Consider the following 18,517-nt stretch of genomic DNA (forward strand, 5'->3'; position numbering starts at 1 on the left):
GTCGGCGCGCGGATATCTGCATCCTGAAAAACAAAAATAAGAGTAATTCGATATGACCCATTTTTTGACTCGCAGGGCGCTTTTACCTCTTCTGGGGATGTTGCCGATTGCAGGTGTCGATGCGAGCGATTTCATCGAAGACAGCAAATTGAAGTTGCAGCTGCGCAATGTCTACTTCAATGAAAACTTTCGTGATGAGCACGGATTGAGTGCCCGTTCGGCCAGCACGGCTAAAAGTGAGCGCACCGAGTGGGCGCAGGGCTTGCTGCTGGACTTTCAGTCAGGCTTCACCCCAGGCATCGTGGGCTTCGGGGCCGACGCATTGGGTTTGCTGGGAGTCAGGCTTGATTCCGGGCGTGGCCGCAGCGGCACCGGGCTTCTTCCGGTGCATGACGACGGCCGGGCCGCGGACGAATTTGCCAGTGCCGGCGCCGCAGCCAAGGTCAAACTGGCCAAGACCACGCTCAAGTACGGCACGCTGCTGCCCAAGACGCCTGTCTTGATCTACAACGATGCGCGCTTGCTACCGCAGACCTATCAGGGGGGACAGATCATCAGCACCGACATCGATAACCTGACCCTGACAGCGGGCCATCTGGACCGTTTCAAGCTGCGCGATTCCACCGATAGCGTGTCGATCGTTGCCGATGGTTATACCGGCGACAAAGGCGGGGATTTCACCTACGCCGGTGGCGACTACACACTCGGCAAGCACACGCGCTTGAGCTACTTCCATGGCGAGCTGGAAAACTTTTATCGTCAGGACTTTGCAGGCATCCAGCACGATTTTCCATTGGGCCCCGGGATGTTGACGGGCGACCTGCGCTACTTCAGCAGCCATGACGACGGACGTGCCTACGCCTCGACAATCGATAACGACATGCTTAGCGCTCAACTGTCCTACGCCGTTGCAGGGCACAACTTCAGTGGCGGTTATCAAAAGCTCAGCGGTACCGCAGGACTGCCTTACATCAGTGGCGCAACGGTGTACTCGTTCAGCAACGTCGGTATCGGCAAGTTCATCGAAGAGGACGAAAAAACCTGGATGCTCAGCTACGGATATGACTTTGCGCCTTTGGGCGTACCCGGTCTGACGTTCATGACCCGTTACCTGAAGGGCAACGATGGCAAGTCCGACACTCACATCAAAGAGTCCGAACGTGACACCGAATTGGCTTACGTCGTCCAGAGCGGTGCATTTAAAGGCGTGGGTGTGAAGGTGCGTAATTACGTCTACCGCGCGGACTTCGCACGTGGGCGCGATAGTAATCGGATTTATTTCACAGCGCGGGGCGGCGCAGATTCAAGCTGCCGGTGACGCTGGCGCTGCTTGAGGTGCTTGAGGGTTCGATTGAACCGCGGCTGGTGGAGCTACTGGGGTAAGTATTCGTTGCTCCACCGCCAGGCAGTCGCCGCCCTTGCGCACGATGTAATCCTCGGGCTCGTTGCGCGGCTTCAGATTTCCAGAATGCCCGACGCCATGAAACCACCGTCCACCGGAATCACATGACCGCTGATATACGACGAATCGTCGGACGCCAGAAAGGCCACAGCCCCCGCCATCTCCGCCGGCGTTCCATAACGTCGCATCGGTACGGCCCGGGCGTAGGAATCCCGCGTCGTGGCCGAGTGCAACATCTGGGTCAAAGGTGTATCCACCGGGCCGGGCGCTATGCCGTTGACAGTAATGCCGTATTCGGCCAGCTCGACCGCCATCTGCCGGGTCAGCCCGATGAGCGCGGCCTTGGAAGTGCCGTAGGCCGTGCGGCCCAGGCTCGCGCGCATACCGCTGATGGATGCGACGTTAATGATCCGCCCCCAGCCATTGGCGCTCATCAGCCGCGCCGCATGTTGACCGCAGAGCAGCGAGCCGGTCAGGTTAATGTTCAGTACCCGTTGCCAGTCGCTGAGGTCGCAGTCCAGAAACGCCTGGGTCTTGGCAATGCCGGCGTTGTTGACCAGCACATCACAGCGGCCGAAGCGCTCTTGCAGGAAGGCAAACGCCGCCGCGATGGATTGCGCATCGCCGACATCGATGACCAGCGCCAACGCTTCAATGCCTTGGGCGTTCAGCCCGGCGACCATTTCTTCTGCCGCCGCCAGGTTAATGTCCGCCACCACCACGATATGCCCGTCATGTCCAAGGCGTTCGGCGATAGCGGCACCGATCCCCATGGCGGCACCTGTCACTAGTGCTACGCGTCCCAGGTCCGAGGCAACTGGAGCTTGTTTTTTCGCTGATTGATTCATGACAAATGCTCTCTTAAAGGAAACCGATGGAAATCCATGGGAAACAGGCGACGATAATCAGCGCCACGATCAGTGCAGCGAGGTAGCCCCAGACACGACGGATGACATGGTCGGACGAGACCTTGCTGATCGCGCATGCGGCGTAGAAACCTACACCCAGCGGCGGTGCGAATAGACCGATCCCCATGGCCAGGATCACCACCATGGCGTAATGCACCGGGTGAATTGAGAGCATCTCAGCCAGCGGGAACATCAACGGTCCGAACAGCACGATCGCCGGGATACCTTCCAGCACGCTGCCCAGAATCACGAAGGTGACGATGGTGACGATCATGAAGCCGATGGCGCCGCCAGGGATTTCGCTGATCAAGTCCACCAACGATGCCGAGAAGCCCGACTGCGTCAGCGCCCAGGCCATGGCCGACGCCATGCCGATGATCAGCAGGATGGCGCCGGATAATGCGGCCGCTTCGAGCATCATCGGGTACACCCGTTTGAACTCGATGTGGCGCATGAACAGGTGCATCACCAGCCCGACCATCACGACGTACGCCACACCGATGGTGGAGACTTCGGTGGCGGTAGCCGCGCCTTCAAGCACCGCCACCCGAATAAGTACGGGCAGGGCCAGGGCCGGCAAGGCGATCATGAACGTGCGAGCGATCACCGACAGCGGCGCGCGTTGGACATTCGGCCGGGCTTCTTTGCGTGAACGCCACCAGCACACCAGCGCGATCACTACGGTGGCCACTACCGCCGGCATCAGTCCACCGATGAACAGGGCGGTAATGGAGACGCTGCACACCGCGCCGATGGTAATCAACACCAGGCTTGGCGGAATGGTCTCGGTCATTGCGCCGGTCGCTGCCAGCAGCGCGGCCAGTTCTTCAGGTTCGGAACCGCGTTTTTTCATTTCAGGAAACAGCGCCGGTGCAACCGCCGCCATGTCGGCGACCTTGGAACCGGAGATCCCCGACACCAGGAACATCGCCCCCAGCAACACGTACTGCAGGCCGCCGCGCACATGACCGAGCAACGAAGCCATGAAGTCGATCAGCGTGCGTGCCATGCCGGACAGTTGCAGCACCACGCCCAGCATCACGAACAATGGCACCGCCAGGAGCACCATGTGCGACATGCCTTCGTCCATGCGGCTGACCACAATAGATAACGGTGCATGGGTGGCCAGCGCCAGGTACGCCATGGTCGCGGTGCCGAAGGCGAACGCGATGGGAATCCCGCCGAAGACACAGGCACCCAGCAGCACCAGGAAAAAGATAATCAGGTTGTAGTTACCCAACTCCGCCAGCAGGGGCTGGCTGATCCACAACGCCGAGGCCACGACCGCCACCACGGCAATCCCGGCCATGAATTGACGCACCGTGGAAAACCGCGCCATGCGCGACACTGCAGCCAGCAGCATCAACACCGCGCCGACCGGCAAGGCCGCTGCACGCAGGCCGTCGGGAATACCCAGCGCCGGGGTCGTGATCCACATCTGCTCATGGGAATGTTGCATGGCCGGCGCGATGATCATCACCACAAACAGGCACACCACGAGCGCCGACAGCGTCTCGCAGAAACCGCGCCAGGCTTGGGGCAATTTGTTCACCAGCGCCGACATGCGCATGTGTTCCCCGCGGTCCAGCGCCAGCACCGCGCCAAACATGGCCATCCAGATGAACAGCGAAGATGCCAGCTCATCGGACCAGATCAGCGGGCTGTGCAGCACGTAGCGGGAAATGACCCCCGCCAGCAGCACGCCGGTTTCGATCACCATCAACGCGACGGTGATCAATCCAACCACCCGCATGGTCCATGTGTTCAGACAGACAAGCGCCCGGGCCGGCAGGCGCATGGAAGACGTGGGGGCCACTGCTGCTGGCGCGGCCATCATGCCAGTTTCCCGGCATATTTCTCGAGAATTGACCAGGCGGCATCGCCGAACTTGCCGTGCCAGTCGGCATAGTAATTGGCGCTTTGCAGCCGCTGACGGAACGGTTCGGGTGGCGACTCCACCAGTTCAAGGCCCTGCTGCTTGAGCGTATCGCGGATGGTGCCCTGCAACTTGGCCAGGTCATCGCGCTGGCCGAGCACCGCAGCATTGATGTGTTTGCTGACCACTGCCTGCAAGTTCTTTGGCAAGCGGTTGAAGGACGCGCTATTACCCAGCATCCAGAAGCCGTCCCAGACATGGTTGGTCAGGGAGCAATATTTCTGCACTTCGTACAATTTCGCCGAAGACACCAGGGTGAGGGGGTTTTCCTGACCTTCCACAATGCGGGTCTGGAGCGCCGAATACACTTCGGAAAAATTGATGCTGGTCGGCGCGGCTTCAAAGGCGCGGAAGATCGACATGATGATGGGGCTAGGCGGCACGCGCAGCTTCATGCTCTTGAGGTCGTCGGGCGTGACAATCGGCCGGGTACTGGTGGTGGTCACACGAAAACCGTTGTCCCAGATTTTGTCGAACGCAAAGAGTGTTTCGGTCTTGGCGATCTCGGCCCGGACATGAGCACCCAGGTCACCGTCCATGGCATTCCACACTTGCTCATAATCCTTGAAGGCGAATCCGACGGCGCTGATCTGCACTGACGGCACCATCGTGCCGAGGATCACCGGCGACAGCGCAAACATGTCGACGGCACCCGAGCGCACTTGCGCAAGGGTATCGGTATCACTGCCGAGCTGGCTGCTGGGGAATATCTGGATCTGTACCGCACCGTTGGTTTCTTCACGAATCGCCTTGGCCATCTCCCGTGCACGCACATTCATGGAGTGGGTGATGGGCAAATTGTTGGCAAACTTCAGCTTGAACTCGGCGGCCTGACTCTTGCCGCTGTAAAGACCGAGCCCGGCGGCTGCGACGGCGGCAGAAGCGAGGGTGGCCGTTTTGAGAAAGTTGCGGCGAGTAAAGTCGCTCATTTGGTTCTCCTGACTTTATTGTTTTTATGGATCAATGGCCGTGATGGCGGCGACTGGATACGGAAGCTATAGCAATTCAGGTGCCACGAAAGACCCAGCTAGGGTGGCGGTAGGCGAAGCTCCTATTCAACTGACTGTTTTTGAAAGAAAAAATAGCGCTCATACGAATGTGTCCATTTCTTACAGAGCACCGGGTGTGGCGGGGGATGTAACAGGTGTCTCCTTCAACTGTCGCCCCACCCGGCACAGCAAGCGACACCTGTCCTGAATAGCCAATAGAGATATATTTCACCAAAATCGCCAAGGCAAGTTCAGGCCCTGCGAATGACATCTTGAGGTGTTGTGTTGGGCGGTATTTAGAACAACGCCAGGGTATAGCTGACCGCTACGCGGTTCTGGTCCTGGGAGTATTCGCTGGGCAAGCCGCTGCGCATCGTGCCGTTACGCCAGCTGAACCCGACGCCCTTGAAGGTGCCGCTCTGCACCACGTAATCCAGCGCGAGGTCGCGTTCCCATTCTTTCTCGTCGCCACCGGTCGCCATGCGGATGTTGGTGCCTTTGAGGTAGGTGACAGATGCCACCAGCCCTGGCACACCCAGCGCGGCGAAGTTGTAGCCGTATTGCCCGAATGCCGTGCGCTCGCCAGCCCGGGTGAAGCTGGTGATCAGACGGTCAGTGAACAGGTAAATACTGCTGCCCGCCGCGCCCTCGTTGGTGTTGCCCTGATTGAGCTGCACGAAATTGCCGCTGTCGGACACGCTCTGGTAACCGAGCAGGAAGGTGTTGCCCCCCAAGGCGTAGGTAAACATCGCGCTCCAGGTGTCATTGTCGATTTTGCCGGCGGTGTCACCCAGACCACTGACCCGGTAGCCGGCGTCGCGACCTGAGGCGGAGTCGTTGCGGCCATCGGCGTCGGTCTTGAAGTAACGCAGGTCGGTGGTCAGCGACTGGCCTTCGCCCAACGGCAGCACATGCACCAGGCCGCCGAAATGCTGCACGTAATAGTCTTCCAGCTGGGCTGCGTAGTATTGCAGCGTGAGCTGTTTGGTCAGCTTGTAGTCGGCGCCGGCAAACAGGAATTCATTGCTTTGCCGAGTGCCGCCGGCAACCGCGAGCCCCGAACGGTTGGTCGAACCGCGGCCGGTGGTGTGTTCCAGGCGACCACCGACCAGGGTCAGGTTGTCCACGTCCTTGGAGGTGATCATGCCGCCTTCGAAGGTTTGCGGCAGTACACGACCATCGTTGGCCACCAGGATCGGCAACTTCGGCTGGAGGGTCCCGTAGCGGGCCTCGGTCTGGGAGAAGCGCATCTTGCCGGTCAGGCCCAGACGGCTCCATTCGTCCACGGCGCTGCCATCGCCGTCATCAGGAATCATCGAACTGCCGCGGTGGTTGCCTTTGCCGCCATCCAGACGCACCCCCAGCAAGCCGAGCGCGTCCACACCAAAGCCGACGGTGCCATCGGTGAAGCCGGATTTGTAATCGAGGAAGAAGCCCTGCGCCCATTCTGCTGTCTTGCTTTGCCCGGCGGGACCGGCCCGATCGCGGTAGTCGTTGTTGAAGTAGTAGTTGCGAAAACCCAGGGTGGCCTTGCTGTCCTTGACGAAGTCAGCGTGGGCCATAGGTGACAAGGCGACCCCTGTGGTGGCGAGCAGAGACAGTCGAACGAAAGGAATTTTTTTCATTTTTGTTTTCCGATGAGCGTGGTCATACGATCGAAAGGCCGCAGGTGTAGGGCTGCGAGACAGCCCTTTGCACGTGGCTTCGATTTTTTTGTTATGGGGGGTGACGGGGTGAAGGGGTCAGTCGGGCAGCCACTCCTGCAGCGTCAGCTCGACCGTGATGAAGGTGAGGTTTTTACCGCGTTCCAGGCGGCCGGCGTAGAGCTTGCCATCGGCATCGGCAACCACTGCCTGCAGGCGACTTTCACCGCTGAGAATTTCGCCGCTGACGCTGAGGATTTCCACCCCCGGGCCTTCGACATGGACCTGGATCATGCCCTGGCGACCCAGGTAGCTGAGTTGGCCATCAATCAGGCTGCCCAAACCCCCGCGAACCACGGCCAAATGGATGCCGTGGTCTTTGCACAGGGCTTCCGCGCTGTCGATGATGTCTTCATTGGGCTTGAGGCGGGCGATCACCAGGCGGCCCAGCCGGCCGCCCTGGACCAGGGACTCTTCGGGTACGGCGACGTTCATGACACCTCCTGGCGAACGGGATGAAGCAGATTGAAGTGGGTTTCCGCGTCAGGCTGGACCTGATAGGCAACCTGGTCGAACAGGCACAGGCGGATCGTCAGTGGCTCGCTGCCGACAATCAGTTTGTCCAGCACCAGGTGCCCGCCATGCTGCTCGCCATTGCGGTCCAGAAAACCGGCATGGCAGTGCAACAATGGCGCGCCCTGGGCATCGCGGCCCACGGTGATGGCGCCGCTGATAAACGTGATGTAGCCGTCCAGGACCACCGGCTGGCCGTAGTCGTAAGGACGTTCGGGCTTGTCGGTGACGATCATGCGGTGATAGCTCAGGTGGGCGGCGCCGCCACACAGAATGCGGCCCACCGCGCTGCTGTAACGTCGACCTTCCAGCGCCTTGAGCACGCCTGCCGCGACGTTACTCGCCAGTGGCAGGACGATGCGCAGCTCTTGGCTGTAAGGCACTTCCAGATCCAGCAGTCGCGGTGACAGGGGCGGGCCCTCGTGAATAAACGTGCGCACACCGGCACGCTCAGCGAAATGAGGCGTCATCAAGCCACCTCCTGGCGTTCTTCGAGCAGCGCGCGGATCTGTTTCTTGACGATCTTGCCGTAGCCCGACTTTGGCATCTCGTCCCAGCGCACAAAACGCTTGGGCCATTTGTAGCGGGCGATACGCGGCTCCAGATGCGCCAGCAGTTGTTCGTCGCTGACCTCGGCGGTGGTGACGATCACGGCATAACCGGACTCGCCCCATTTCGCGTCGGGCATGCCCAGCACGGCGGCTTCGGTCACCGCCGGATGGCTGAGCAGGGCTTCTTCGATCTCCCGTGGGTACACGTTGGAGCCACCGGAAATGTACATGTCCGAAGCCCGGCCCGTGATGAACAGGTAGCCGTGTTCATCCAGATGGCCGAGGTCGCCGGTGTGGAACCAACCGAACTTGAAACAGCTTTCATTGGCCTTGGGGTTGTTGTAGTAACCGCTGAACACCGCCGGCCCGCGCACGCAGATTTCACCGTCCATACCGGTGTCCAGTTCGTTGCCGGCGTCATCGAGAATCGCCACTTGCATGCCGGTTCGAGGGTAGCCGCAGCTGCCCGTCTTGGCGTTCGGCGAGTCCTCGCTTTCGTGGCAATCGGCGGGCAGCACGGTGATATTGCCGGTCACTTCGCCCAGGCCGTAATACTGCACCAGGACCTTGCCCAGCTTGTTCAGGGCATGGCGCTGGTCGGCGCGATACATCGGCGCGCCAGCGTAGATCACGTGACGCAGACTGCTGTGATCGTAGCGGTCGACGGCATCGCTTTCGGTGAGCATCTTGACGATGGTCGGCACGGTGAACAGGTTGTCCACGCGGTATTCCTGCACCAGGCGCCAGGCTTCGTCGCAGTCCAGTTTGTCGCTGGCCGGCAGGATGCAGGCGGCGCCCCGGGCGACGTTGACCAAAGCGTGGATACCGGCGCCGTGGGACAGCGGGGCGAGCACCAGCGAACGCGAATGCTGATTCAGACCAGGCATCAGGTCGGCGATATGGTTGGTGATGACAAACGCCATCTGGCCGTGGGTCAGCACCCCGGCCTTGGGGTAGCCGGTGGTACCCGAGGTGTAGAAGAACCACAGCGGGTCGTGGTACTTCACTTCGGCCGGGCGGAAGGCGCTGTGCAGCGCACGGCCCTCATCCAGCAATTGGTCGTAGCCCAGTTCACCATCGCGGGGCTGACCGATGGCGATGACTTGTTGCAGGCTGGGCGATACCGCTCGCACGGCGTCGACGTAATGCTCGAGACCTTCGTCATACAGCATCGCCACCGCGCCGCTGGAGCTGCCCAGGTAGGCCGCTTCCGCCGGGGTGACCCGCACGTTGGTCGGGACCCACACGGCGCCGAGGCGAAACGCGATCCAGGCACTTTCGAACAGCGGCAAATTGTTGCGCGAATGCACCAGCAGTTTGTCGCCTTTACGGATGCCGCGGTCACGCAAGGCTGCGGCGACGCTGTCGACCCGCATCGAAATTTCTTTCCAGGAATGTTCACGACCGCTGCGAATGAAGCCCGGCGCATCCGGATAGCGGCGCGCGATCTGGTTAAGCATTTCTCCCAGGTTCATGACATTGTCGATGCCCATCATTGCACGGTCTCCAGAATGCTCACGTAGTTGGTCACAGCCGCACCACCCATATTGAACACACCGGCGCGATCGGCTTTGGGCAGTTGCATGTCGCCGGCCTGGCCGGAGAGCTGCATGGCTGCCATCACGTGCATCGACACGCCGGTGGCACCGATGGGGTGGCCCTTGGACTTGAGGCCGCCCGACGGGTTGATCGGCAGGCGGCCGTCCTTGCGGCTGATACCTTCGGCGATGACCCGTGCACCTTGGCCACGTTCGGCCAGGCCCATGGCTTCGTATTCCAGTAATTCGGCGATGGTGAAGCAGTCGTGGGTCTCGACCAGCGACAGATCGGCCAGGCTCAGCCCGGCGGTCTGCAGGGCCTGTTGCCAGGCGCGGGCGGCACCTTCGAAGTACGTTGGATCGCGCCGGGACAGGGGCATGTAGTCGTTGACTTGCACGGCGGCGCGGAAACGCACGGCATGGCGGCGATCGCCCACCAGGTCGTCGCGACTGATCACCAGGGCCGCCGATCCATCGGTGACCAGCGAGCAGTCGGTGCGTTTCAGCGGCCCGGCCACGAAGGGGTTTTTTTCTGATGGATGACGGCAGAAGTCATAACCGAAATCCCGTCGCATGTGGGCGTACGGGTTCAAGGCGCCGTTGGCGTGGTTCTTCGCGGCAATCATCGCCAGCGCATCGGACTGGTCGCCGTAATGGTCGAAATAACTTTGCGCAATATTGCCAAACACACCGGCAAACCCCCCCTCGATGTCGGCTTCTTCCTTGGCATAGCAGCACTTGAGCAGGATCTTCCCGACCTCGGCAGTGGGCAAGGTATTCATCTTCTCGAAGCCCACCACCAGCGCGTGTTTGCTTTGGCCGCTGAGTACTGCTTGCAGCGCCGAGTGGATCGCCGCGGAGCCGGTGGAACAGGCATTTTCTACGCGAACCGAGGGGGTGAAGCGCAATTGCGGGATGTGGTTGGCCAGCAGGGCCGAAGGAAAGTCCTGATACAGAAAGCCGGCGTTGAAGTGACCCACGTGGACGGAGTCGATCTGCTCCGCCGCGATGTCGGCGTGCGCCAGTGCGCCAAGGGCGGCCTCGGCCATCATCAGCTCGGGATCAAGTTGGTCGAACTTGCCGAATGGGGAGTGATACCAGCCAGTGATAACGGGCGATCGCATAAGGTGTTCCTTGCGTGAATGGTGTTGCAAGGGCGATAGCAAGAGCGGTGCCAAGGGCTGGCGAGGCGGGCGCAGGCCCTGTGGGATGGGCATTTGCGGGAAACACGCGCTGCCCAGGCAGATGTCGCCTGGGCATTGGAGGGAGACACTATGGGAGACACCTGTCGCCTCGGACAGGGCTTCTGGGGAGCTGGTTTGGCAGGCGATTCGAGTAGCGGGTGCAAGGCGTTGCACCTCGACCCCCATTCAACCAACTTCTGACTCGCGAGACGCTTGCGCACTGGCCTGTTGCGCACTCTCGATGAACGTTGCGATGCAGGGGTTGTGATTGTCGGCCTTCCACACCGCCACCACCTCGATAACCGGCGCATCGCGCAACGGTTTGAACGTGGTGGTGGCCAGGCGCATGTTGCACATCGAGCGCGGCACGATCGCAATCCCCAAGCCTTCGCCCACCAGGTTGACGATGGTTTGCTGCATGTTGATTTCCAGTCCGATGTGCGGGGTGACACCGTGCTGCAGGCAGTAGTTGAAAATCATGTCGTGCAGCGCCGGAGCGATCCGCCGTGGCACGATGATGAAGGTTTCCCCGGTCAACTCGCGTGGGTCGATCATTGGCTGTTCGAGCAGTCGATGACCCGGCGGCAGCACCAGGGTCATTTCTTCGCGAAAGAGGGTCACGGTTTCGAGCCCGGAGCAGTCCTGCGGACGGTACATGATCGCCACGTCCTTGTTGCCGCTGCTGATGTCCTGAGCCAGGTCCAGCGGCAAGGTCTCGGTCAGCTTCAGGCTCACCTGCGGAAACTGCGCGGCGTAGCGCCGGGTAATCGCCGGAGTAACGCTGTAGGCGGTCGACATCATGAAACCCACCGACAGTTCACCCGCCGCACCCCGCGCTGCGGCCAAGGCGTTGCGCTTGGCCTGCTCGAACGCGGCAAACACCGTGGCGGTATCCAGGTAAAAGCGCTGGCCGGCCTCGGTCAGCTCTACGCGTCGGCGTGAACGATCAAACAGCTTGACCCCCAGTTCGTCTTCCAGCAAAGCGATCTGTCGCGACAGCGGTGGCTGCGAGATATGCAGACGTTCAGCGGCGCGACCAAAGTGCAGCGTTTCTGCCAGTGTGCGGAAATATTGCAAATGGCGGAGCTCGATCATGATGCTCTCAAAGGTATCAATAGATGATTTATTATGGATTGGAAAATATAAGTGTGCGTGGTTATTGTCATTCAACGCCATATCGACGGCTGCATCACAAGTGCGGCGAGTCGACATAGTCACGAGCTATACAATAATAAAAGGTGACGCTGATGCCTTCCGTACACGAACACCCTTCGTTTACCCGAGCCCACACAACCGCCGCTTACCCTGAATGCGATATTGCCCACGACACTGACCCGCAAGTGCGCCAGGCTTTTCGCCGCGCATTGCGCCTGATGGAGCGCGGGATCGCTGTACTCATCCAGGGTGAGACGGGTACCGGTAAAGAGGTGCTGGCCCGTGCGCTGCACGAGCACAGTCAGCGCCACGCCGCGCAACTGGTCGCCCTCAATTGTGCGTCCATCCCCGAAACCCTGATCGAAAGCGAACTGTTCGGCTACTCCCGCGGTGCCTTTTCCGGTGCCCTGCCGGGGGGCAAGAAGGGCAAAGTGGCGCAGGCCGACGGCGGCACCTTGTTTCTCGATGAAATTGGCGACATGCCATTCGAGCAGCAGACCCGCCTGTTACGCGTGATCGCCGAGCGCGAGGTCACCCCGCTGGGTGCCGAGCGCAGCGTGCCGGTGAATTTCGCGCTGATCTGTGCCACTCACCAATCCCTCACGCATCTGGTGGAAAACGGCAGCTTTCGCGAAGATCTGTTCTATCGCATTGCCACCGGCGTGGTGCAGTTGCCGCCGCTACGTGAACGCACTGACCGTGCCGAACTTGTGAGCAGCATGGTCGCCACCGAATTACCCGGTTGCGATCCACGCCAGGTGATCGCTGCCGACGTCTGGCCCCTGTTGCTCGGCCATTCGTGGCCAGGCAACCTGCGGCAGATGCGGGCGGTCATCCGATACGCCTGTGCAGTGAAGGAAGGCGCGCGCATCCAGCGGTGTGATCTGCCCGCTGATTTCCTTTCACAAGCGGGCGGTCAGCCTTCGCAACCGGTCCGTGCAAACGTGCAGAACGTGACGCCGATTCGCCAGAGCAGACCCACCGCGGCACCCGTGGGGGAGCGCGAGGACGTACTCGGCGTGCTCATCAATTGCCGCTGGAATATGACTGCTGCTGCTCGTGCGCTGGGCATCTGTCGGCCATCGCTGTATCGCGTACTGCGGCGGCTGAACATTGCGCCGCTCAAGAACCAGTTGGCGCTGGGCAGCTACGCCCCTTCCTGACGGTTTCACCGCCTGATTTTTCATTGAACAACCGGCCGTTTCCCGTTTCTCGGGAAGGCCGACCTGCGTCCAGATCAAGGGATAATAATAATGAATGCCTCAGCCAATTTTGCGCCGATCAGTTTTTCTCTCGAGGGCCGTAACGCACTGGTTACCGGAGCCGCGCGCGGGATCGGCTATGCCATCGCCGTCGCCCTGGGTCAATGCGGAGCACGGATCGCGATCTGCGACCTCGACCATGCCGCCGCAGAGCGCGCAGCCGCACAGCTAGGCGAGTTGGGCATTCATGCCATTGGCTTGGGGGTGGACGTTGCCGACGAACAACAGGTGGATGCCATGGTCAGCCAGGTTGGACAGGCTTTGGGGAGCATCGATATTCTGGTCAACAATGCCGGTATCGTTTCGACCTTGCCACTACTGGAGGTGAGTGCGGCCGAATGGAAGCGCGTCATGGCGATCGACCTCAATAGCGTTTTCTACTGCGCGAAGGCCGTATTACCGGGCATGATGGCCCGCCGCTCGGGACGGATCATCAACATTGCTTCGGTCGCTGGCAAACGCGGTGGCGGCCTGTTGGGCAACAGTTGTTATGCCGCTGCCAAAGGCGGCGTGATTGCATTGACCAAGGGGCTGGCACGCGAGGCCGGGCCATTCAACATTACCGCCAACGCGGTTTCCCCGGCGTTGACCGACACCGACATGACCAGCACCCTGAATGCCGAAGCGCGGGCTCGAGTGTTGGTTGACATGCCGTTGGGACGCGCCGGGACACCGCGAGATATCGCCGCCGCAGTCTGTTTCCTGGCATCGGACGCGGCGAGTTTCGTGACCGGGGAAATCATGGATGTGGACGGTGGGTACATGCGCGATTAGGCGGTCGCCGGGGAGGGTAGGGGCGCTCGCTGCAGGATCATCGAAACCCTGTAGCGAGGTCCTTTATTGACGAGGAATCCAGGCCAGAATCACCGACACCGTCAGCAACGAACATAACGTCGACATCAGGATCGTGCGCGACATGGTGTTCGCCTCCCGGCCAAATAATTCCGCCAGCATGAAGGGCCCGTTGCCCACCGGTAATGCGCTCAGCAACAGCGCTGACCAGGCCCACATTGGCGGCAACTCGAACACCCAGAACACCAAGGCACCGGTCACCGCCGGCTGTACCAACAACTTCATGGTGACCAGCATGCCCAGGGTTTTGCCGTTGACCTTGTGTGAGTGGGTGGCGGCCAGGAATAAACCAATGGAAACCAGTGCGCAGGGGCCCGCTGCTGCGCCGAGAAACTGGAACAACTGCTGCACGCCGGTGGGCAGCACCACACCGCTCCACGCCACCAGGCAACCCAATACCGGTGCTACCATGATCGGATTGCGCAGCAGCGAGCCACCCACCTTGGCCAACGTTCGACCCAAATGTTTTTCGCTCTGGCGAAACATCTCGATCATCACAATCGCCAGGGCAAACAGCAGGCAGGCGGTCATCAACGTACCGATCACGGCTGGCGCGATACCCGCCTCACCGAAAGTCAGCAGACACAGCGGAATGCCCAGGAACCCGGAATTGGGATAGGCGGCGCCCAACGCATCGATCGTGGCGTCGATGAAGTGCGTCTGCTTGCGCAGTCGCAGCCACAAAGTCATCAAGAACACCACGGCCATGCCCAGGGCGAAAGCGGCAACGAAATGCAGGTCGAGCGCCTGCACCGAGCCCAGTCTGGACATTGATTCAAACAGCAGCGCCGGCAACCCCAGATAAATGACGAAGCGGTTGAGCTCGGTGGACGCATTGGGCCCGAGGATGCCGCGTCGGCGGCAGAAGAAGCCGACAAAGATCAGACTGAATACTGGAAAGGCAACATTAAAGATGGCGAGCATCGCCGCACGTGTCCTTACCGCCGCGGCGAACCACGGCAGATTGCAAAGAGAAAAAACTGACGCGTGCGGATTCAGGCGCAGCGCAAGGTCAGACCGCCATCGACCACCAGATTGGTGCCGGTGATGTAGCGCGCGGCATCGGAAGCCAAAAACAGCGCCGCGTGAGCCACATCCCAGGCATCGCCCATAAAACCCATGGGGCATTGCGCGTGGCGGGTGTCGAGCATGGCTTGAACCTCACCGCCGTAGGTCTTGGTCAGCGACGCGCTGACCATCGGCGTGTTCATGAAACCGGGCGACACGCAGTTGGCGCGGATACCCAGCGGGGCGTACTGAACCGCAATGTTCTGGGTAAAGGCAATCATCGCCGCCTTGGTCGCTGAATAGCCGACATAGGGGAAACCCAGCCAATGGGTTGCGGCAATCGAGGCGATGTTGACGATGGCGCCGCGTTTCTGTGCCTCCATCACTGGCAGGGCGTACTTGCAAGTCAGAAACAGGCTGGTCTGGTTAACGGCCAGCAAACGGTTCCAGCTTTCTTCGCTGGCCTCCACCGGACCGCCGGTTTCGGCGATACCGACGTTGTTGTGCAGCACGTCCAGACGACCGAAATGATCCTGCGCAGCCTCGACCATGCGGCGCATGTCGGCTGAGTTGGAGACGTCGCCCGTGAACACTTCGCAGGTGCCGCCTTCTTCGCGAATGATGGCGCAAGTGGCCTCGGCCGAGTGTGGATCCCGGTCCACCGCCAGTAGCCTGGCACCTTCGCGTGCATACAACACCGCCGCCGCCCGACCATTGCTCCAACCCTCGGCGATTGCGCCGGCGCCCGTGACGATTACAACTTTGTCGCGCATGGAATCGTTCATCGTTGTTGTCCTTTTTATGGCGATGTCTACCCGCCAAACGCGGTTCGGCGGGCAGTGAGGCTCAAGCTACGGCTTGTTGGAACTCGTCGAGGCAGGCGTCGTCGAGGGTCTGGATCGGCGTAAAGTCGCGATGAGCGATGTAGTCCGGGCGCTGGAATTTGCGGATGGCGTTCTCCACCGAGTTGGTGGTGACGTACAGCGTGTTGCGGTCCCATGGCGACAGGTTAGGCGACGACGCATGCACCAGCGTGCTCTGGAAAATCAGCACCGTACCGGCGACGCCCTTGGGCGCGACAATCCCCCCTTGCTCGACCAGCTCGCTGACTTTGGCATTGTCCAGCGTCCACAATGGATAACTTGTGGTGGTCAGGTCGTGACTGGCGTCCAGGCGGCCTTCTTTGTGCGAGCGAGGAATGAACATCAGTGGGCCGTTGAACTCGTTGACGTCATCGAGAAATATCGCCACGTTCATCGCCCGAGCTTCTGGCATGCCGTCATCCTGGTGCCAGGTGCCAAAATCCTGGTGCCATTGCCAGATATCGCCGTTGAACGCAGCCTTGGCGTTGATCTTGAACTGATGCATGTACACCTCGCTGTTCAGCAATTGCCGCGCCGGATCGATCAGGCGTGGATGGCTGGCCACTCGGGCGAATACTTCATCGAAGGTATGAGCGGCGAACACGGTGCGCACCACACCGTTTTTTTCCTTGACCACTTCGTCGCGGTTCATCTGGTACAGCGCTGGAAGACGGGATTTCATCAATGCGGCTTCCTGTTGTGAAAACAGGCTTGGCAGCAGGATGTAGCCTTCTTCGTCATAAGCCTTGATTTGTTCTTGTGTCAGCTTCATGAATGTCTCCAGGGGTGGGTCCGCAGGTCAGGCCTGCTTCAGTTTTGTCGCGTGTTCCGAGCCCTCCAGAATCCGCGCCAGGTGTTCGGCAGCAGTTTCGGCGTGCTGTTGGGCAAGCCGTGCCGCCAGTTCTTCATTGCCATCGAAGATGGCGCCAAGGATCGCTTCGTGTTCATCCCATACGCCTTCGAACGTGCGTACGTCGTTCTGCAGAATCGAGCTCATGGTCCGGCGGATGTGGTGCCAGTGCAGGGCGGTGGTCTGGGTGATTACTGGGTTGCCGGATATTTCATAGATGAATTGGTGGAATGCCATGTCCAGACGCACCAGCGCGCTGGTGTCATTGGAGGCGGCAGCCGCTCGGCCCTGACTGACCAGCTTGTCGGCGACGGGTTGCAGTTTTTTCGCGCCGTTTAGGCGTATAAGCCGTGCGGCATTGCGTGCCGCGAGTGCGTCCAGGGCGGCGCGCACTTGATACAGCTGCACCAGCTTCTGTGGGTCGAGTGGCGTGACGATCACCCCTTTGCGGCCGTGATCTTCGATAAAACCTTCGCGCTTGAGGATCTGGAAAGCCTGCAGGATCGGCTGGCGTGAAACGCCCAGTTGTGCAGCCAGTCCTTCTTGCGTCACGCGCTCATTAGGCTGCAGCTTCCCCTCGCAAATGGCGTCCAGGATGGCGTCGTAAACTTGTTCGATCAAATGCGCCGGAGTGTTGAGCTTTTGCATGATGCTGTCCTGTTTTCGTGTTCTGTATACAGACTACAAATCAATCGATATGCTGTCAACGCACTCTTTCATCCATAAAAAAATCAAGTGGAGAGTCATCATGACCGGCATCTCACGTCGTCGATTTGTCCAAACCCTGTCCCTCGCCTCAGCGGCCTTGCTGGCCACAGGATCAGGCCTGTACAGCGCAAACAGTCGTGCTGCAGAGTTTCGACTGAAGTTCGCCAACAACCTGCCCCTGAACCACCCCATGAATGTCCGCGCCCGCGAGGCCGCCAAGCGTATCGCCGAGGAGTCCCAGGGCAGTGTTGCGCTGCAAGTCTTTCCCAGCAGCCAATTGGGCGGCGACACCGACATGCTCGCCCAGGCACGTTCCGGGGCCATCGATTTCTATGCAGGCCCGCCGGTCATTCTGGGCACCCTGATACCTGCCGCGCAGATCAGCGCAGTGGGGTTCGCGTTCAAGGATTACGATCAGGTGTGGGCGGCGATGGATGGCGAATTGGGTGCGCATATCCGCACCGAGATTGCCAGGAGCGAGGTGTTATTTGCGTTCGAAAAAATCTGGGATAACGGATTCCGGGTCACGACCACCAGCAGCAGGCCCATTGCGACACCCGCTGATCTGTTGGGAATGAAACTGCGAGTCCCGCCAAGTCCGATCATCATGTCGATGTTCCGCAGCTTCGAGGCCGCACCGGCGAGCATCAACTTTTCCGAGGTTTATTCCGCTTTGCAGACCCGTATTGTTGAAGGTCAGGAAAACCCTCTGACGCTGATCGCGTCCGCCAAGCTGTATGAAGTGCAAAAATATTGTTCGATGACCAACCACATGTGGGACGGCTTCTGGATTCTTGGCAATCAATCGAAGTTTGCCGGACTGCCCGCGCCGGTGCAGGCACTTGTGACGAAACACATCAACGAGGCAGGGGTGAACATGCGCGCCGATCTGCGAACGATGCAGCTGGACGTCATCGAGGTGCTGGGTAGCAAAAAACTGATCTTGAGCAGCGTTGCCCCCGAGGCTTTCCGTCAGAAACTGCGTGAGGCGGGTTACTACTCGCAGTGGCGCGAGACGTTCGGCGAGAAGCCGTGGGCGTTGTTGGAGAAGATAAGCGGATCTTTGGTTTGATCGACGATCGGGGGAAATGCCTG

At 60.2% G+C, this 18,517-nt stretch carries 17 protein-coding genes and 1 pseudogene; 5 read left to right on the forward strand and 13 right to left on the reverse strand.

The annotated features are described in order from the left end of the window. The first annotated feature begins 52 nt into the window (after nt 1–52). On the forward strand, nt 53–1,318 hold the full coding sequence (locus F8N96_RS32600; protein ID WP_150801276.1) for an OprD family porin: 1,266 nt from the start codon (nt 53–55) through the stop codon (nt 1,316–1,318). After that, nucleotides 1,285–1,383 (forward strand): annotated as a pseudogene (locus tag F8N96_RS32605) (metallophosphoesterase); the annotation flags it as partial. The gene F8N96_RS32600 and the pseudogene F8N96_RS32605, both read left to right, overlap by 34 nt. A 72-nt stretch (nt 1,384–1,455) precedes the next feature. On the opposite strand, the gene F8N96_RS32610 reads toward F8N96_RS32605, so the two are convergent. The 9 genes from F8N96_RS32610 to F8N96_RS32650 all read right to left on the reverse strand — a co-directional run bounded on the left by F8N96_RS32610 (nt 1,456) and on the right by F8N96_RS32650 (nt 11,819). Next, entirely contained in the window at nt 1,456–2,250 is a 795-nt protein-coding gene (locus tag F8N96_RS32610) for an SDR family NAD(P)-dependent oxidoreductase (RefSeq protein WP_150801277.1), read from the reverse strand. Nucleotides 2,251–2,263: 13 nt separating this feature from the next. Beyond that, nucleotides 2,264–4,147: a TRAP transporter large permease subunit gene (locus tag F8N96_RS32615; protein ID WP_150801278.1), complete on the reverse strand. Its 1,884-nt coding sequence runs from the start codon at nt 4,145–4,147 to the stop codon at nt 2,264–2,266. Beyond that, on the reverse strand, nt 4,144–5,175 hold the full coding sequence (locus F8N96_RS32620; protein WP_150801279.1) for a TRAP transporter substrate-binding protein: 1,032 nt from the start codon (nt 5,173–5,175) through the stop codon (nt 4,144–4,146). The genes F8N96_RS32615 and F8N96_RS32620 overlap by 4 nt, the downstream gene beginning before the upstream one ends. A 356-nt stretch (nt 5,176–5,531) precedes the next feature. Next, the gene (locus F8N96_RS32625; protein ID WP_150801280.1) at nt 5,532–6,860 is read right to left on the reverse strand and encodes an OprD family porin; all 1,329 of its coding nucleotides are present in this window, start codon (nt 6,858–6,860) and stop codon (nt 5,532–5,534) included. Nucleotides 6,861–6,977: 117 nt separating this feature from the next. Next, the gene (locus tag F8N96_RS32630) at nt 6,978–7,373 is read right to left on the reverse strand and encodes a PPC domain-containing DNA-binding protein (protein ID WP_150801281.1); all 396 of its coding nucleotides are present in this window, start codon (nt 7,371–7,373) and stop codon (nt 6,978–6,980) included. Then, entirely contained in the window at nt 7,370–7,921 is a 552-nt protein-coding gene (locus tag F8N96_RS32635) for a hypothetical protein (protein WP_150801282.1), read from the reverse strand. The genes F8N96_RS32630 and F8N96_RS32635 overlap by 4 nt, the downstream gene beginning before the upstream one ends. Then, nucleotides 7,921–9,498: an acyl-CoA synthetase gene (locus F8N96_RS32640; protein ID WP_150801283.1), complete on the reverse strand. Its 1,578-nt coding sequence runs from the start codon at nt 9,496–9,498 to the stop codon at nt 7,921–7,923. Before F8N96_RS32640 ends, F8N96_RS32635 begins: the two co-directional genes overlap by 1 nt. Then, entirely contained in the window at nt 9,495–10,664 is a 1,170-nt protein-coding gene (locus F8N96_RS32645; RefSeq protein ID WP_150801284.1) for an acetyl-CoA acetyltransferase, read from the reverse strand. The genes F8N96_RS32640 and F8N96_RS32645 overlap by 4 nt, the downstream gene beginning before the upstream one ends. Before the next feature lie 246 nt (nt 10,665–10,910). Beyond that, nucleotides 10,911–11,819 (reverse strand): LysR family transcriptional regulator, encoded by a 909-nt coding sequence (locus F8N96_RS32650; protein WP_150801285.1) that lies wholly within the window; start codon nt 11,817–11,819, stop codon nt 10,911–10,913. 152 nt (nt 11,820–11,971) lie between these two features. Between F8N96_RS32650 and F8N96_RS32655 the strand changes: the two genes are divergently transcribed. Then, nucleotides 11,972–13,042: a sigma-54-dependent Fis family transcriptional regulator gene (locus tag F8N96_RS32655; protein ID WP_150801286.1), complete on the forward strand. Its 1,071-nt coding sequence runs from the start codon at nt 11,972–11,974 to the stop codon at nt 13,040–13,042. A 90-nt stretch (nt 13,043–13,132) separates the two neighbouring features. Beyond that, nucleotides 13,133–13,915 carry an SDR family NAD(P)-dependent oxidoreductase gene (locus F8N96_RS32660; RefSeq protein WP_150801287.1) on the forward strand — a complete coding sequence of 261 codons (783 nt, stop codon included), beginning with the start codon at nt 13,133–13,135 and terminating at the stop codon, nt 13,913–13,915. A 63-nt stretch (nt 13,916–13,978) separates the two neighbouring features. Here the strand turns inward: F8N96_RS32660 and F8N96_RS32665 are convergent, their stop codons facing one another. The 4 genes from F8N96_RS32665 to F8N96_RS32680 form a co-directional block, all read right to left on the reverse strand. After that, nucleotides 13,979–14,917: an AEC family transporter gene (locus tag F8N96_RS32665; RefSeq protein WP_150801288.1), complete on the reverse strand. Its 939-nt coding sequence runs from the start codon at nt 14,915–14,917 to the stop codon at nt 13,979–13,981. Nucleotides 14,918–14,988: 71 nt separating this feature from the next. Beyond that, a complete protein-coding gene (locus tag F8N96_RS32670; protein ID WP_150801289.1) occupies nt 14,989–15,786 on the reverse strand; it encodes an SDR family NAD(P)-dependent oxidoreductase in 798 nt (265 codons plus the stop codon). Nucleotides 15,787–15,847: 61 nt separating this feature from the next. Continuing rightward, nucleotides 15,848–16,636 (reverse strand): phytanoyl-CoA dioxygenase family protein, encoded by a 789-nt coding sequence (locus tag F8N96_RS32675; RefSeq protein WP_150801290.1) that lies wholly within the window; start codon nt 16,634–16,636, stop codon nt 15,848–15,850. 27 nt (nt 16,637–16,663) lie between these two features. Beyond that, nucleotides 16,664–17,362: a GntR family transcriptional regulator gene (locus tag F8N96_RS32680; protein ID WP_150801291.1), complete on the reverse strand. Its 699-nt coding sequence runs from the start codon at nt 17,360–17,362 to the stop codon at nt 16,664–16,666. 100 nt (nt 17,363–17,462) lie between these two features. Here F8N96_RS32680 and F8N96_RS32685 point away from each other — a divergent pair, with 100 nt between their 5' ends. Next, nucleotides 17,463–18,494, forward strand: coding sequence for a TRAP transporter substrate-binding protein (locus tag F8N96_RS32685; protein ID WP_150801292.1), 1,032 nt, complete (start codon nt 17,463–17,465; stop codon nt 18,492–18,494). Nucleotides 18,495–18,517 lie beyond the last annotated feature (23 nt).

Origin of the sequence: Pseudomonas fluorescens, from assembly GCF_902497855.1 — a bacterium.
In the GTDB taxonomy this organism is placed as follows: domain Bacteria; phylum Pseudomonadota; class Gammaproteobacteria; order Pseudomonadales; family Pseudomonadaceae; genus Aquipseudomonas; species Aquipseudomonas fluorescens_BI.

Excerpts from the sequence above, each read along its gene's own strand:
- F8N96_RS32600 (WP_150801276.1), top strand. The coding sequence starts at position 53 with ATGACCCATTTTTTGACTCGCAGGGCGCTTTTACCTCTTCTGGGGATG.
- F8N96_RS32610 (WP_150801277.1), bottom strand. The coding sequence starts at position 2,250 with ATGAATCAATCAGCGAAAAAACAAGCTCCAGTTGCCTCGGACCTGGGA.
- F8N96_RS32615 (WP_150801278.1), bottom strand. The coding sequence starts at position 4,147 with ATGATGGCCGCGCCAGCAGCAGTGGCCCCCACGTCTTCCATGCGCCTG.
- F8N96_RS32620 (WP_150801279.1), bottom strand. The coding sequence starts at position 5,175 with ATGAGCGACTTTACTCGCCGCAACTTTCTCAAAACGGCCACCCTCGCT.
- F8N96_RS32625 (WP_150801280.1), bottom strand. The coding sequence starts at position 6,860 with ATGAAAAAAATTCCTTTCGTTCGACTGTCTCTGCTCGCCACCACAGGG.
- F8N96_RS32630 (WP_150801281.1), bottom strand. The coding sequence starts at position 7,373 with ATGAACGTCGCCGTACCCGAAGAGTCCCTGGTCCAGGGCGGCCGGCTG.
- F8N96_RS32635 (WP_150801282.1), bottom strand. The coding sequence starts at position 7,921 with ATGACGCCTCATTTCGCTGAGCGTGCCGGTGTGCGCACGTTTATTCAC.
- F8N96_RS32640 (WP_150801283.1), bottom strand. The coding sequence starts at position 9,498 with ATGATGGGCATCGACAATGTCATGAACCTGGGAGAAATGCTTAACCAG.
- F8N96_RS32645 (WP_150801284.1), bottom strand. The coding sequence starts at position 10,664 with ATGCGATCGCCCGTTATCACTGGCTGGTATCACTCCCCATTCGGCAAG.
- F8N96_RS32650 (WP_150801285.1), bottom strand. The coding sequence starts at position 11,819 with ATGATCGAGCTCCGCCATTTGCAATATTTCCGCACACTGGCAGAAACG.
- F8N96_RS32655 (WP_150801286.1), top strand. The coding sequence starts at position 11,972 with ATGCCTTCCGTACACGAACACCCTTCGTTTACCCGAGCCCACACAACC.
- F8N96_RS32660 (WP_150801287.1), top strand. The coding sequence starts at position 13,133 with ATGAATGCCTCAGCCAATTTTGCGCCGATCAGTTTTTCTCTCGAGGGC.
- F8N96_RS32665 (WP_150801288.1), bottom strand. The coding sequence starts at position 14,917 with ATGCTCGCCATCTTTAATGTTGCCTTTCCAGTATTCAGTCTGATCTTT.
- F8N96_RS32670 (WP_150801289.1), bottom strand. The coding sequence starts at position 15,786 with ATGAACGATTCCATGCGCGACAAAGTTGTAATCGTCACGGGCGCCGGC.
- F8N96_RS32675 (WP_150801290.1), bottom strand. The coding sequence starts at position 16,636 with ATGAAGCTGACACAAGAACAAATCAAGGCTTATGACGAAGAAGGCTAC.
- F8N96_RS32680 (WP_150801291.1), bottom strand. The coding sequence starts at position 17,362 with ATGCAAAAGCTCAACACTCCGGCGCATTTGATCGAACAAGTTTACGAC.
- F8N96_RS32685 (WP_150801292.1), top strand. The coding sequence starts at position 17,463 with ATGACCGGCATCTCACGTCGTCGATTTGTCCAAACCCTGTCCCTCGCC.